This is a genomic window from Sphingobacterium multivorum, from assembly GCF_900457465.1.
Lineage (GTDB): Bacteria > Bacteroidota > Bacteroidia > Sphingobacteriales > Sphingobacteriaceae > Sphingobacterium > Sphingobacterium multivorum.
The window spans coordinates 349,544-365,217 of sequence record NZ_UAUU01000009.1; the positions used below are offsets into that span (position 1 = coordinate 349,544).

15 protein-coding genes are annotated in these 15,674 nt (G+C 42.1%); 6 read left to right on the top strand and 9 right to left on the bottom strand.

The window, feature by feature from the left end:
• The 6 genes from DTA23_RS13125 (at nt 1) to DTA23_RS27755 (ending at nt 3,942) form a co-directional block, all read left to right on the top strand.
• Nucleotides 1–564 carry a nitroreductase family protein gene (locus DTA23_RS13125; protein ID WP_239468769.1) on the top strand — a complete coding sequence of 188 codons (564 nt, stop codon included), beginning with the start codon at nt 1–3 and terminating at the stop codon, nt 562–564.
• A 209-nt stretch (nt 565–773) separates the two neighbouring features.
• Nucleotides 774–2,642: a TonB-dependent receptor gene (locus DTA23_RS27735; RefSeq protein WP_218565381.1), complete on the top strand. Its 1,869-nt coding sequence runs from the start codon at nt 774–776 to the stop codon at nt 2,640–2,642.
• A 77-nt stretch (nt 2,643–2,719) separates the two neighbouring features.
• Nucleotides 2,720–2,965, top strand: a complete 246-nt coding sequence (locus tag DTA23_RS27740) for a hypothetical protein (protein WP_218565382.1) — start codon at nt 2,720–2,722, stop codon at nt 2,963–2,965.
• A gap of 32 nt (nt 2,966–2,997) precedes the next feature.
• Nucleotides 2,998–3,234, top strand: a complete 237-nt coding sequence (locus DTA23_RS27745; protein WP_218565383.1) for a hypothetical protein — start codon at nt 2,998–3,000, stop codon at nt 3,232–3,234.
• Nucleotides 3,192–3,587 (top strand): hypothetical protein, encoded by a 396-nt coding sequence (locus DTA23_RS27750; RefSeq protein WP_218565384.1) that lies wholly within the window; start codon nt 3,192–3,194, stop codon nt 3,585–3,587. The genes DTA23_RS27745 and DTA23_RS27750 overlap by 43 nt, the downstream gene beginning before the upstream one ends.
• Complete coding sequence (locus DTA23_RS27755; protein ID WP_218565386.1) at nt 3,580–3,942, top strand: hypothetical protein; 363 nt, start codon at nt 3,580–3,582, stop codon at nt 3,940–3,942. Before DTA23_RS27750 ends, DTA23_RS27755 begins: the two co-directional genes overlap by 8 nt.
• Nucleotides 3,943–4,014: 72 nt before the next feature.
• Here the strand turns inward: DTA23_RS27755 and DTA23_RS13135 are convergent, their stop codons facing one another.
• From DTA23_RS13135 to DTA23_RS13165, 9 genes are all read right to left on the bottom strand, one after another.
• Entirely contained in the window at nt 4,015–4,722 is a 708-nt protein-coding gene (locus tag DTA23_RS13135) for an energy transducer TonB (RefSeq protein WP_174890603.1), read from the bottom strand.
• Nucleotides 4,712–5,260: an RNA polymerase sigma factor gene (locus DTA23_RS13140; protein WP_070570290.1), complete on the bottom strand. Its 549-nt coding sequence runs from the start codon at nt 5,258–5,260 to the stop codon at nt 4,712–4,714. Before DTA23_RS13140 ends, DTA23_RS13135 begins: the two co-directional genes overlap by 11 nt.
• 142 nt (nt 5,261–5,402) lie before the next feature.
• The gene (locus DTA23_RS13145) at nt 5,403–8,000 is read right to left on the bottom strand and encodes a TonB-dependent receptor (RefSeq protein ID WP_112375017.1); all 2,598 of its coding nucleotides are present in this window, start codon (nt 7,998–8,000) and stop codon (nt 5,403–5,405) included.
• Nucleotides 8,001–8,064: 64 nt separating this feature from the next.
• Nucleotides 8,065–8,235, bottom strand: coding sequence for a hypothetical protein (locus tag DTA23_RS27145; protein WP_172462413.1), 171 nt, complete (start codon nt 8,233–8,235; stop codon nt 8,065–8,067).
• Between the two features lie 502 nt (nt 8,236–8,737).
• Complete coding sequence (locus DTA23_RS13150) at nt 8,738–9,643, bottom strand: YeiH family protein (protein ID WP_256603686.1); 906 nt, start codon at nt 9,641–9,643, stop codon at nt 8,738–8,740.
• Nucleotide 9,644: 1 nt separating this feature from the next.
• Complete coding sequence (locus DTA23_RS29130; protein WP_256603688.1) at nt 9,645–9,995, bottom strand: hypothetical protein; 351 nt, start codon at nt 9,993–9,995, stop codon at nt 9,645–9,647.
• A gap of 122 nt (nt 9,996–10,117) precedes the next feature.
• On the bottom strand, nt 10,118–11,899 hold the full coding sequence (locus DTA23_RS13155) for an acyl-CoA dehydrogenase FadE (RefSeq protein WP_112375018.1): 1,782 nt from the start codon (nt 11,897–11,899) through the stop codon (nt 10,118–10,120).
• Nucleotides 11,900–12,033: 134 nt separating this feature from the next.
• Nucleotides 12,034–13,209, bottom strand: coding sequence for an acetyl-CoA C-acyltransferase (locus DTA23_RS13160; protein ID WP_070570298.1), 1,176 nt, complete (start codon nt 13,207–13,209; stop codon nt 12,034–12,036).
• A gap of 30 nt (nt 13,210–13,239) precedes the next feature.
• Nucleotides 13,240–15,669: a 3-hydroxyacyl-CoA dehydrogenase/enoyl-CoA hydratase family protein gene (locus DTA23_RS13165; protein ID WP_112375019.1), complete on the bottom strand. Its 2,430-nt coding sequence runs from the start codon at nt 15,667–15,669 to the stop codon at nt 13,240–13,242.
• Between the last annotated feature and the right edge of the window lie 5 nt (nt 15,670–15,674).

Consider the following 15,674-nt stretch of genomic DNA (forward strand, 5'->3'; position numbering starts at 1 on the left):
ATGAAAAACGACGTATTAAAGGCAATACACTACAGAAGATCAGTATTTCAAGCTTCCTTCACTGAAGAAGAAGTCAGTAAAGAAGATATCTTGAGTATCTTGGAAGCGGCCAATGCTGCTCCAACACATAAAAGGACACAACCTTGGCGTTTTGTCATCTTCCGCAAAGAGGGATTGGAACGTTTGGGCACGGAGTTATCACGGATTTACAAATCGGTAACACCAGCAGAGAAGTACACTGAAGCAACAGAAATAACAATGGGCAAAAAAGCAACACAGTCAAACGTTGCGATCGCTATTGTTGTCAATTATACAGGTGAAGTTCCCGAATGGGAAGAATTGGCCTGTACAGCTGCAGCAGTTGAAAACATGTGGTTAGCTGCACACTCGCTAAGCATTGGTGGATACTGGGCGACTCCCGGTTTAATCAATCATTTGGGTGGTTTCTTAAATCTCGAAGAAAATCAAAAATGTATTGGTCTATTCTACTTAGGACACCATCAATCTGAGGCACGCGAACCTATCCGCACACCAATTGCAGATAAAATTCGTTGGGAAGAATAAATCTTCTCAACTTTATAATAAACAGCGAGCGGCTTAGAGGTATCTGAGCCGCTCGCTGTTTATAGGTTAATTAATTATGCATGACGGACCATCAAAACCCATTTTTATTAAATATTTCATAATGAGATCTTAACCATTTAACAATCTTGCAGAGATAATTTCGCAACATACTTGTGACAGACGCTAATCAACTAAAAAGTGAAATTATTATGCAAAGAAACATCGTTTGGTTAATGGTATTAACCATTATTACATTTTTCCAAATTCCAACCAACAGTTGGGCTCAGGGTACCGAAGCGACGATTACAGGTCGGATCATAGACAACAATGGGCCTGTAAAAGGAACATCTGTATCGGTAAGGAATGAATCAACAGGATTTAAACAAACGACACTGACCAACCAAAATGGTGTCTATACCTTTCAGCAATTACCTTTGGGTTCGCCATACAGCATCACAATCAACCACGTTGGCTATGCAGAACAAAAAAAGACCGACTATAAATTGAGCTATGGTGACGAACTCAATGTGGATTTCACCTTATCGTCAGCTGAAAATAAATTGGATGAAGTTATCGTTCAGGGCACTGCGGCTGACCTAAAAAACAAGATCAAGACATTGGGTGCATCTACCGCCATTACGGCCAATGACCTCAAAAAAATGCCTGTAAATGGACGTAATTTTTCCTCTCTGATTGATTTATCGCCTGTCAGCAGTGGTACAAATCTTGCTGGACAGCGCGCTTCATCGACCAATTTTACGGTAGACGGAATGAATTCACGCAGTACAGTGGCCGGTGGAAATAGCGGCGGAGCTTATTCAATCTCTATGGAAGCCATTCGAGAGTTCAAAGTAGTGACCAATGACTACGATGTCACATTCGGTCGCAGCGGAGGGGGCAGCATTACCACCGTAACCAAATCCGGTACAAATACGTTAACTGGAAGTGCATTTACTTTTGCCCGGGCAGGTTGGCTTTCGAGTAAGTACAACCTCAATGGAACAGCCCGAAAACAAAAATTCTCCACCTATCAATATGGATTCTCACTTGGAGGTCCAATCATAAAAGACAAAGCTCACTTCTTTGTAACTTGGGACCGTCAGATGGACACCCGTCCTCTTCAGATCGCAGACATTCAAACAACGGAGGACATTGCACGGTACAAAGTAACGCAGGCTACATTAGATGAGTTTACCCGCATTGCTGTAGGTAAATATGGCGCAAGTGCCGATCGCCTGTTTGGTTCCTTTGACAAGAAGAAAAAGACCGACGCGGCCTTCGCCCGCATTGATTGGCAATTGAACGATAAAAACTTATTGACTATTCGGAACAACTTTGTCTACGACATGGACAATCAACAAGAGGGAGACAATACAGGCATCAATGCTTTTGAATCCTACACTAACAGAAGGTATATTAACAACAGCCTCATGGCCTCCTTGCGCACGTCGATCAGTTCCAAATTGACCAACGATTTGAAGGTGCAACATTTTTATGAGCGTTCTGAAGCACAGCACAATGTAGCTGGATTTGATCAGTCACACAGTATTCCACGTGCGATCGTTGAATCTGTTCAATCGGTGGACGGCACAAATAAATATACCAATTCAATACAGCTTGGTGGTCAGCGTTATGCACCAGAATGGTTCAACGGAAATATGTTACAACTGGTCAACAACCTCTATTATAACACAGATAAAATCAAATATACCTTCGGTGCAGATGTCATGTATACGAACATGGATTTCCGCTACGGCAGCGAAATGAATGGTCGTTTCTATTTTACTGGTCTACAAAATTTCGATAACCTGACTCCTTATCGCTATGCCCGTGATGTATATATGACTGACAAAGAAAACACCTTGGTCAACAATCTAGCTGTAGGTCTCTATGGACAGATGGAAGCTAAAATCGCTAGGGGTCTTGATGTTGTCGGCGGCCTACGTCTGGACAATACGAAATACCTAAAGAAGGCTACATTCAACCAAACAGTCTATGACGAACTGGGCCTTTCAACCGATAATGGTATCAACACTTTTCAGATACAACCCGCGTGCAGTTCAACTGGATATCAATGAAGAAAAGAAAAATATAATCCGTTTTGGCGCTGGTATATTCGGTTCGGCCCTCAACCCCTATTCTATGTTAAACAATATTGTTGTTTGATGGCTCACGCATTGCCGGTGTAGATATTACTGACCCTACTTTAATTCCCAAACCAAATTTTGCAGGATATCGCCAAGACCCCGATACAGCTCCAGGGCGCGAACTGCTGGACAACCCGAAGATCGAAAAACTTGTTACCATCAATACCAATAGCAAGGATGTAAAAGTGCCAACTGTATATAAAGCGAATATTTCCATCAATCACTTTTCACACCTTCGCTACGCATCGGTTTAAGCGCTTACGGAACCTGGGGGCGCAACAATTATATGTATGTAGATCGCAATATGGTGGAGGATCCTTACTTTAGGCTGACCGCCGAAGGTAACCGTGGGGTGTATGTTCCGGCATCAAGCATCAATACGACAAATGGTGCCGCCAACTGGACCAATAGCCGTAAAACAAAACAAATAGGCCGCGTACTGGAAATGAACATGAAGGAAAAAACAATTCTTATACGGTTGTGCTGGACGGAACTTATCGTTATTATAAAGACGGGCAGATAACCGTATCTTACACCTGGAACGACACAAAAGACAATACCTCCTACAACGGCAACGTCGCAAATTCCGCTACCCTTTCGCTGATGGTGAAAGATGATCCACGCGACTTGAGTACGATGACGTATTCGGACAATCAATTCCGCCATAAAGTTGTTTTTTATGGTACTATGCCATCGCTATGGGGTGTATCTATGGGTTTACGTTTTAGCGGAATTGCAGGAACGCGCTATTCCCTAGCGGTTAACGGGAATGTTAATGGTGATTTTGTAAATTCCAACGATCTTGCCTTCGTTTACAACCCCAGCAATAAAACACACCCGATTACATCAAATCGGGCATTCAAGCCATTTGGATGATCCAAAGGCAGAACAGAGCATTAAAAAATACATCAATGGTAACCTCGACCGCATCGCCGAAAGAAACGGCGGCATCAACGGTTTTTACGGCGTATTTGACTTACATTTGGCTAAAAATCTAAAAGTTTACAAGAAACATGGCATTGAAGCTTCGATAGACATTTTCAATGTAGCCAACCTATTGAAAAAAACTTGGGGTGTAGGACACAATCTGGGTAAGCAAAATCTATATGCCATCAAAAGCTTTGATGCAACCAGTCAACAATATATTTATAATATGAGTTCTGGTGTGGGAGTATCCAATTTAAATGGTAATCCTTATCAAGTACAATTAGGCCTGAGATATGCATTTTAAGTAATTCAGACTATAAAAAAAAGCAGCGAGCCATTTCCTATGAAAGAAATGGCTCGCTGCTTTTTATCACTATTATTTTTTTTCGATTCCAAAACAATGCGGCGGTTTAATTACAATTACTTGTGCCGAGTTCCGTTCCTCTTTGACGGGGAACACAATTTTCAGACGCCCTTTTGTTCCCTGCCATTTTGGCCCAAATTGCAGAAGTCGAACCGCTTCATCAACGAGAGCCTGATCGGGTTGTCCTTCAGCACTGATATGAGTAGGCACTCCATTTTTGTCGATTGTAAAATTGACAATAATTTCGCCTCCTCTTACAGATGTAACGGACTTCTGATTGAGGTACTGTTCAAAAATTTTCCATCCTTCACGCGGCGTTGCATCACCTCCATCCAACAATGGTTCAACAGACACCTTATTTTCAGGCTCGCTCAACTCTACATCCGTTGTACGCTCCGCTTTACCGCTAAAATGTTTAAAATAGAGCAAGGCCAATAAAGTCACAAAAAGTACCCCTGCGGTAGCACCTATCGCCAGACGCTGCCAAGTGAAATATTGGGCATGTCTTGTCGCAACGGTATCTTCTACACGACGATTGAGACGTTGCTGCAATAGACTCAATTGTCGGGCATCCACACCATTTTGTAATCGATAACCATCGATAGCATCTTGTAAAAAGGGATCTTCCAATGCTTCCCGTTCCAGTTGAAACATGTCCTCCTTAGTCATCAAACCATGGATGTAATTATGAATCCGTGATAATTGATAATTATTTTCCATTTTCTTTCCTTTCCATACAGATTTTTAGATTGCGCTTTCCATTTTGAATAGCACTCTTGACCTTATTCAAGTCATATCCGGTCAAATCTGCAATATCTTTATAACATTTTTGCTCAAGATAGAATAAACGTACACATTCTTGTTGTTCGTGGTTTAAAGTCTGCATACATCCCTCCAGTTTCTCAAAGTCTTTTTCTTCCCATTTGACTTCACTGGTATCATTTAACTTTTGTTCACTTTCGAACAAATTGTCTTCAATATCAACCTGTGTTGTCCGCTTATCTTTACGTAACTGCATCAGGCAATAATTTTTGCTGTAAACGTGTAACCAGCTCTTAAAATTATCGACTTCATATTGCCGAAGCTTCGTGATAAGTTCTTCAAATATCTGCATCACAGCATCCTGACTACGGTCGGGGTCTTGTAAATATTTAAAGCACACACCATAAAGCAAGGACATATAGGGCGAATATAGTTTCCCCAGCGTAGACAAGTCACCGCTTGTTTTATAGTGTTGTAAAAGCTCTTTTTCGTTCATGCGCAAATCATTCACCTTAATGATGATTTAAGATACAAATTTCCATATATAAAAAAGGAGCTATTGAAAATTAGCGCAAAACAAAAACCGTCCCCATAACGAAATGGAGACGGTCGATAAAAATATAATATGAATTACGGATTTAATTTCCTTGTTTCCAATTGTATCGCAGTGTAACACCGTAAGTCCGCGGATCGGCAACTACTCCTGCATACTGTCCATAGCTTCCAGGTGCTGCCAGCAATTGTTCGTAGTAATCTTTATTGGTTAGATTTCTACTCCACACAAACACCGAAATACCATTCGATCCCCTGAATCCTAGCCGAGCGTTCAATACCGAATAGGCATCAATGTTTAGGTACTGTGATGGTGAGGAACTGGATGAGAATTTAGACCGGTGAAATAGGTCTGCGCCCAAAAAGTAAGATCCATTAATTCCGATCAGCTTCCCACTTTTATTCGCTTCGCCACCCAAGGACCAGGACCATTTGGAAACACCAGGAAGGACGCCACCAGAGATATCTTTAAAAGCTTGCGCTCCGCCAACCTCTTCTAAGGGAACAGGTGCGTTGGTAAATTTAACATATTTGGCATCAGTATAGGCCAATGCTCCATTCAATCGGAGAAAATGTCCGATGTTGATATTTCCATCCAATTCAACACCCTTTACACGTACCTTTTCGGCATTGGCCAGATAACCACGGTTTACCCCAGGCTCTGGTGTCTGCACTTGCGTCTGATAGTCTTTGATATCCGTTTGGTAGACGGTCAGATTGAGGAGTGTATTGCGTGTTGGATTCGTCTTCACACCAATTTCCTTATGACGGACAGCCTCCGGTTTTACTTCGGCGAGATTCAGCAGCACTGCTCCATTTGCTGTCGGCAATCCACCGACATTGATACCGACTGGCTTATAGCTAATGGAATAAGTTGCATAAGCATTTATCTTCGGATTGAAGCGATATCTTGCCGAGAGCTGGCCTGAAAAATTATCGGCATCAGCATTGACATCAAAAGTCTGGTTTGTATACACACCATTCTTTAAGGCAAGCAATGCGGGGTCTGATGTCTGCAAGCCGCCATAGGTCTGTCTATCGTAGTTTGCAACCTTTTTATCGTAGTTGTAGCGCAGCCCTGGGAGGATATGTAATTTTGGCGTTACAGCCCAATCAATCTGTGTATAGGCTGCCAAGCTTGTGCTTTTAATCCCGTAAACGGTCTTGATTCCAAAATTATCAAATAATCCCGGTGTCTGCCACAAAGCACTGGTAGAGCTTTTTTGAAAACGCCAAAAGGCAGATCCTGTTTCTTCGGTATGTACAGGGTCTGTGCCCAGATCCTGCCAAAGACCAAATAAACCAACAACCCCGCTGACCTTTTCACTGATTTTACCAGAGTATCTGAACTCCTGTGACCACTGGTTATGGACGGAATTACCTGCTGAAACGGTGTATACCGGAAGTCCTAAATAATCGCGGTCATTGAGCGGAGCCCATGTCCATGTCCGCCACGCAGAAGTTGAGGTCAGTGTCCCTTCTCCAATCTTGATATCGGCATTCAATGCGACCCCACCCAATTTATTATCAGCTTTGGATTGCGTATCCAAATCTATCTTACGCTCGAAGGCACTTTTATAAGGCAACTCGTAGCCCAGATCTTTAATAATTGCATCAAATTGTCTGTAGTCCGCACGCTGTGTTTTTACAACTCCGGCAACCGCCCAGCCGTAACCATCGGGTTTTTGTGATGACACATCACCCGAAAGCACCAGTTTGATATTCTCGGTTGGGGTAAACAGCAATTGCCCTCTAAAGCCCAGGTTGTTAATATCATTGATCTTCCTATTGGTATGTACATTAAACAAATTTCCATCCCGTTGTGTGCCAGAAAAAGAGGCTCTCGCAGCCAGGTTTTTGGCCAATGGCCCTGAGATTGATGTCTTCGCCTGAATAAAACCTTGGTTTCCGTAGCTGACTTCTACATTGGCCTCTGGTGTGAATTGTGGTAAACGTGAGGTTATATTAAATGCACCTGCTGTTGTATTCTTTCCAAAGAGTGTACCTTGAGGTCCACGCAGCACCTCTATCTGGTCGATATCAATAAAGTCCAGCCAAGTCGCGGCAGGGCGGGCGATATATACACCATCAAGATAAAATCCTACACCCGGATCGATCCCATCATTGGTGAGCCCATAAGTAGAGCCCAGCCCCCGGATATTAAGCGTCGTATTACGTGCATTCGATGCATATAACTGAACTGTAGGTACAAGCTCTTTTAGTCGATTGACATTAAATGCCCCTGCATCCTCCAATGCAGCGCCACGAATAATCGATACGGGAATCGGAACATCCTGTAACTGCTCCTTACGACGGCGTGCGGTGACCACTACTTGATCCAATGCTTCCAATCGTGGGGTAAGTTCAATCACTGCCGGAGAATGGTCCACCACGATATGACGGGTTTGATAACCAACAATGGATACGACCAATGAAAATGGCAATTTTTGTCCAGTTACAAACTGGAAAACACCTTTACTGTCGGTTTTCACCTGGTGTGTAACGGCTTCCAGCTGAACCGTTACTCCCTGTAATGGTTCTTTTGTTACGGCGTCAATTACGGTACCTGTTAATGAGGCATTTATAATAGGTTTAGGATTTTCTACTTGCGCATAGCTGTGGTAAGAACCCGTTAAAAGCAAGCTAAAAACGACGCTAATTCGAAAAATAGCATTTTTTTTCATAAATTTATTCAGTTTAATGGTGAATCTAAACAAGTGCCAACGCCAATCGATACTTGCTTCATTGTTAAAACTTTGTGAAAGGGAAGCCTCGGCTTCCCTTTTCTAATATAAGAGAGTGTAAGAGAGAAATTTTAACAACAGCTCCTTCTACCGAAGCAACCAATAAACTTGTTTTTGGAGAGTAATTTTGTTTCATTCTTTTTATCTTGTTATTTTCTTTTATTTCCTGCTGCATAAACGAATCAGTATATGCACTTATCAGGCGGCAATTTCAAACAACTTTCATCACATTTCTTTGTTATAAAATCAATTTCATGGCTAGTTCGATTCATAATCAAGTCAGTCCTTTTTGCTCGCCTTCCTATTTACCTGTAAATCAGATAACGATACAAATATATAAATATTTTTTAAAAGACTACTAATTTGATAGATTTAATGATATTTTTTTTTCAAAAAGCCATTAAACCTTAATTTTAAGACACTTAAAGCAAATAAAAAGCGGCTCAAATTTCTTTCAGCATGAAAAAAATCGCGAAGGCAACCATCCTAATCACCAACTACCCAGCGAAAATCAAGAAGCAAGCGATTGTATAAAAAACGAAGATCTGTGCTACGAATCAGAAAAAAATTCACGCATAAACCCTTGATGAAAAAGCATAAAAAAGGCCGTCCTAGTTAGACGGCCATCTTTACAGTCATATTTTAACGATCTATTTCACCTTGAAACACTTACCGTCTTAGCGAAATAGCACCAGAGCAATCAATAAGGTAATAATAACATTAAAAGTCTGGGCAATCAGAAAAGCATATAGCGGTTTCTTATTGTCTTGAGCAAAAAGATCCTTAAAGTTCGTTTCCAAACCAATGGATGTAAATGCCAAGGTAAACCAGAGGCCCTGTAAGTTTTTCAAACTTCCTTTGACGGCATCAATCTTCTCAGGAGATATCACGAATGAAAAGAGCAACGATGCAAATACAAATCCCAACACAAACTTCGGGAAACGTTCCCATATAATTTTCAATGTCGGTTTATCGCGCTTGGTTTCATCATCAACAGATTTAGCGTAGGTCCAATAAATGCTAATGGCAAAAGCAGCCAGCCCCAACAATACATTTTGGGAAAATTTCACAATGGTACTGATCTTCAACGCTTCTTCACCGACCAAGGAGCCAGAAGCTACTACAGCTCCGGTTGTATCAATACTTCCTCCAAGCCAAGCTCCGGTAACTTCTTGCGACAAGCCCATCCACTCCGCCATATAGGGCATGAAAATCATCATTGGAATTGCTGTAATCAGGACCAACGAAATCACATAGGAAAGTTTTTTGCTATCGCCTTTGATGGCTCCAGATGTTGCTATTGCGGCGGAGACGCCACAAATAGAAACCGCACTCGACAGCATCAGGGACATTTCCTTGTCAATCTTTAGCTTTTTACAGATCCAAAACGCGAAGTACCAAACAGACAGCACAACGGCCAGTGCTTGAATAAGCCCCAAGGATCCCGCTTTCAGGATATCCCCGAAGATCACGGTAGTCCCGAGCAGAATTAGGCCTATCTTGACATACAGCTCGGTACTGAGCGCCTCTTTAAACCAATTAGGCAGTTTAAAGCAATTGCTGATGACTAAACCGATAATCAAACTAAAAAATTACAGCTTCGAGATTGTATTCTTTAACTGTTGCATTCCCTGCCAGCACCAATGCAAATACGGTAAGGATAAATACAACAGGAAATACAACGAATAATTGTCTTACAGATTTCCCCAAAAGAAAGGCGCCCAATATCGCGGTAACGAATACAAAAATAAACTGCTCAAAAAGCTTCATTAAATTTGTCGGGTCGAAAACCGTTGCGACGAGTTCGGCGGAATTACTCCACGAAAAACTAGGTACTGGCGCAACAATTCCTGAGAGTGCGAGAAATATGGTAGCGATCCCCAAAATGACGACTACCCAGTCTTCTGTAAATGTAAATGATCTTGAAGATGTCATATAATGGTTAGGGTTTAAAAGGTTAAATTTAGCATAATTACAGTGACTTTCTAGGATTGTAACACAAAAATGGCCGAAGATTTCTCTCCGGCCATTAACCAAAACCAATAATCTATTATCAATCAAAAACAATATTTATTCTCATCTATCAATTTCTTTGCGATTCGCTGACGTGCATCTTTCACATTAAATGGCCGTGCTTTTGTGAATCTGCGCAAACCAACCAACATCATATTCAGCTCATCACCTTCACCAAAAGAATATAATGCTTCTTTACCGGCAGCGCTGATTTTATCAATAGCACCATACAGATAGATCTTAGCCATATCTTTTGCATAGTCTGCTTTATCAGATCCTGTATGCAGCAATTTTTCTGCGCGCAACAAAACTGACTCGGTGATATAAACATACCCGATAATATCCGCAATATTCATGAGGATTTCCTCTTCTTTGGAAAGAGACATCATCAATTTTTGCACTGCTGCTCCCGCAATCAATAACCCAGCTTTTTTAAGGTTTGCCACAATTTTCTTTTCTGCAGCGAAAGGTGCATCGTCCTCTTCACCAAAATCTGGAATAGCTAGAAGCTCTCCAGCTACAGCTTGGGCAGGTCCCATCAGATCCAATTCACCTTTCATGGCCCGTTTTAACATCATGTCAACGACAAGCAATCGATTCACTTCATTCGTACCTTCAAAGATCCTGTTGATCCGTGAATCCCGATAAGCGCGTTCCATCGGCGCATCTGCTGAGTAACCCATTCCACCATAAATCTGTACCCCTTCGTCAACCACATAATCCAACATCTCCGAACACCATACCTTGATGATAGCACACTCAATTGCGAACTGCTCTACAGACTTCAATTTTGCTTTCGCTTCATCCATACCACCAGCAATCAGTGCATCATAGGCATCATCGATATTTTGACCCGCGCGATATGATGCCGATTCCACAGCAAACAAACGTGTTGCCATTTCAGCGAGCTTATAACGAATGGCACCAAATTTAGAAATCGGCAGATTAAACTGCACACGTTCATTGGCATACTGCACCGCATGATTAATCACCATACGTGCCGAACCAATTGTGGCAGCGCCCAGTTTTATACGTCCAATATTCAGGATATTTACAGCAATCTTAAATCCGTTTTCACGATCAGAAAGCATATTTTCTACGGGCACAGCACAGTCATTAAAAAAGATTTGACGTGTTGACGACCCTTTGATGCCTAATTTATGTTCTTCTGGATTCATCGTGATACCACCAAAATCCTTTTCGACAATAAATGCCGTCAGATTTTTATCATCATCGATTTTTGCAAATACGATAAAGATATCTGCAAAACCACCATTTGTAATCCACATTTTTTGACCATTGATCAAATAATGTGTTCCTTCAGCATTTAATTTTGCCGAGGTACGACCCGAATTTGCATCCGATCCGGCATTGGGCTCTGTCAAACAATATGAAGCTTTCCATTCACCGGTAGCAAGCTTTGGAATATATTTCGCCTTTTGGGCATCATTACCATAATACAAAATAGGCAGTGTTCCGATTCCCGTATGAGCAGACAATGCGACAGCAAAAGAAAACCCACCACCTACCGCATCTGCAACAAGCATAGACGTGTTAAAATTTTTGCCGAAACCACCATATTCTTCGGGAATAGAAACTCCCAGCATCCCGAGTTCACCGGCCTTATCCATCAAACTAGGCATAAGCCCCTCCTCTTGTGCATCTATACGATCAAGTTTGTTCAATACCTCCGTATCTAAGAAATCCAAGCAAGTTTGACGAATCATTTTGGCTTCTTCATCAAATTCTTCCGGAATAAAAACGGCTGTATAGGGCGTCTCCCTAATCACGAACTCTCCGCCTTTAATTGCTTTATTTTCGCTCATTGTCTTTTTAGATTTGTATGGGCAGCAAAATCTTACTATGCGACGAATGCTGTCCACAATGTTGTTAAATACTTCTATTCGCTATGAGATCAGAGATCCATATTTTAATTATATCGCTGTTTTTAAAGACCTATTTAGTCCAATAACTCAAAAATACCAGCTGCTCCTTGGCCAGTTCCAACACACATCGTCACCATGCCGTATTTTTTGCCTCTGCGCTTTAACTCATTTAGGACCTGGACTGTCAATTTCGCGCCTGTACAACCAAGTGGATGCCCTAATGCTATAGCACCACCATTGACATTCACTTTCTCTTCATCTAATCCGAGTTCGCGAATAACGGCTAACGATTGAGACGCAAAAGCTTCATTCAGTTCAAATAGATCAATATCTTCTTTTTTAAGCCCAGCTTTCGCCAAAGCCTTGGGTATGGCATAGATAGGTCCGATACCCATAATGCGAGGTGGAACACCTGCTACAGCAAAACTAACGAGCTTTGCTATAGGTTTTACACCAAGCTCTTTCACTTTTGCTTCAGACATCACCAAGACAAATGCAGCCCCATCAGAAGTTTGTGAGGAATTCCCCGCTGTCACGGAACCATTCGCTGCAAAAACTGGTTTTAATTTCCCTAAAGCCTCCAAGGAAGTATCGGCTCGAGGACCTTCATCCGTATCAACAACATATTCACGTGTTGCAATCTTGCCGTCTTTCAAGTAATTTTCCTTTACCGTGATAGGCACAATGCCATCTTTCAAATGACCATTTTGAATAGCTGCAACTGCCTTTTGATTTGATTTAAGTGCAAAAGCATCCTGATCTTCGCGTGAAACGTTGTAATCTTTGGCTACAGCTTCGGCAGTCAATCCCATACCCCAATACCAATCGGGGTGCTCTTTTGCTACAACAGGATTAGGCACAATCTTCCAACCTCCAAAAGGCATTCCGGACATCACCTCAACACCACCGGCAATGATAACATCTGCCATCCCAGTCTTAATCTTTGCTACGGCTGTTGCAATAGTCTCCAAACCTGAAGCGCAGTACCGATTAACGGTTACTCCCGGGACCTTATCCGTGTCCAATCCCATCAGTGAAATGAAACGGGCCATATTGAGTCCCTGCTCCGCTTCCGGCATGGCATTCCCAACAATGACATCATCTATATCTTCTTTATTTAAATTCGGCACAGTGGATACAAGATGTTTAATAACATCCGTGGCTAAATCATCGGCCCGCATAAAGCGAAATACTCCCCGGGGCGCTTTGCCTACTGCTGTACGAAATCCTGCTACTATATATGCTTCCATTATTTTTAATTTTTTCGTGAGTAGTGAGTTCTAGTTCCGTAAAGGCTTACCCTTGGTCAACATAAATTGAATTCTTTCAAGCGTTTTGCGTTCAGCACAAAGCTCAAGGAATGTTTTACGTTCAAGATCCAGTAAATACTGTTCAGACACTTCCGTCGGTGACGATAAATTTCCACCACACATTACCCAGCCTAGTTTCTCTGAGATCTTACGATCATAATCAGAGATGTAATTGCCTTCACGCATTGATGAAGCGCCCACATAAACGATTCCTAATCCTTGATTTCCCAAAACTTTGATATCATTGCGTGGAGCAGGCTGAACATACCCCTCATCTGCCAATTCCAATGCCTTTGCCTTGGCATCCGCCAGAAGACGGGCACGATTCATGGTGATTGCAAATTTATCTTTCTGCAAATAGCCGAGCTCATAGGCTTCATAGGCAGAAGTCGAAACTTTTGCCTGACCAATAGTCAGGAATTTATCTTTTAACGTATTTTGGACAATTTGATCATCTTTAAATTCCTCCGAGGCACGTAGCGTAAATTCTTTAGTTCCGCCACCACCAGGAATAACACCAACCCCCAGTTCAACCAAGCCCATATAGGTTTCGGCGTGAGCCTGCACAAAATCGGCATGCATGGAGAATTCACAGCCCCCACCAAGCGTCATTTGAAATGGCGCAACGACTACAGGTATTGACGAATAGCGTAAGCGCATGGATGTATTTTGAAATGCACGAACGGCCATATTCAATTCATCAAAATCCTGTTCGACGGCCATCATGAAAATCATTCCGATATTCGCTCCAGCAGAAAAGTTTTTTCCATCATTGGACACCACTAAACCGCGATACTCTTTTTCAGCAAGGTCAATGGCTTTATTCAATCCCTGGATAACATCCCCACCAATGGTATTCATCTTGGTATGAAATTCACAATTAATGATACCATCGCCCAGATCAATAATAGAAACACCCGTATTTTTCCAGATTGTCTTACTTTCCCGGATGTGATCCAATACGATCAGATCTTCGGTACCGGGAATAGCTTTATACGATTTGGTCGCAATATCATAATAGTGACGTACACCATTTTCTATTTTATAGAATGATTCACATCCGGCTTCCAACATCTCGTGTACCCAGGAAGCAACCTCCCCGTCCTGACCCGGAAGTCGTTTTTCTTCGGTCTTAATTTTAGCTAAAGTCTCGCGAACACCTAGCGCATCCCATACTTCAAATGGTCCTAACTCCCAACCAAATCCAGCACGCATGGCATCATCGATCCGGAAGAAGTCATCTGTAATTTCGGGAACACGGCGGGATACATATTCAAACAATGGATAATGCATGGCACGGAAGAGTTCCGCCGCTTTATCGCTCCCTTGTTCATATACTTTCATCCGCTTGCGGATATCCTCCACAGGCTTGGTAGCTTCCAAGGTAGTGGATTTCACTTTTTGCTGTGAACCAAATTCCAGTGTTTTTAGATTTAAAGATAAAATCTCCGAATTACCATCGGCAGCTTTTACTTTTTCATAAAACCCTTTCTTGGTTTTCTCACCCAACCATTTATTCTCGACCATCTTGCTGATGAATGCAGGAAGCTGGAAAACGCCTTTGGCTTCATCTTCTGGGGCATTCTGCGCCAGTCCATTGGCAACATTCACCAAAGTATCAAGTCCTACCACATCGGCTGTACGAAAAGTCGCCGATTTGGGATGCCCCATTGCAGGACCGGTATATTTGTCGACCTCCTCAACGGTCAATCCAAGAGGTTCCACTAAATGAGTAACCGCCAACATCGAATAAACACCGATACGATTACCAATAAACGCCGGAGTGTCTTTACATAACACAACCGATTTACCCAGCATTTTGTCACCAAAGTGAAGTATAAAGTCAACAACCTCTGGCTTGGTATGCGGTGTTGGAATAACTTCCAATAAAGGGAGATAGCGCGGCGGATTGAAGAAGTGTGTGCCGCAGAAATGATCTTTAAAATCTTCACTTCGCCCTTCTGTCATTAAATGAATAGGGATACCAGAAGTATTGGAAGTAATCAATGTTCCAGGTTTTCGAAATTGCTCAACACGCTCAAAAACAGATTTTTTAACATCGAGCCGCTCAACAACAACCTCGATAATCCAATCCACAGAAACAATGTCTTTTAGATTATCGTCAAAATTCCCTGTTTTGATACGTCTTACAAATGACTTGCTATAAATTGGCGAAGGGTTTGTTTTTAAAGCCGTTTCTAAGGAGCTGTTGACAATTCGGTCCCGAACGATCTTACTCTCCAAAGTTAAGCCTTTGGCTTGTTCTGCCGGAAGCAGTTCGCGCGGAACAATATCCAACAGCAAAACTTCAACACCAATGTTAGCAAAATGACAAGCAATTCGCGAGCCCATAACACCCGATCCGAGAACTGCCACTTTTCTAATATTTCTGTTCATCATAACAT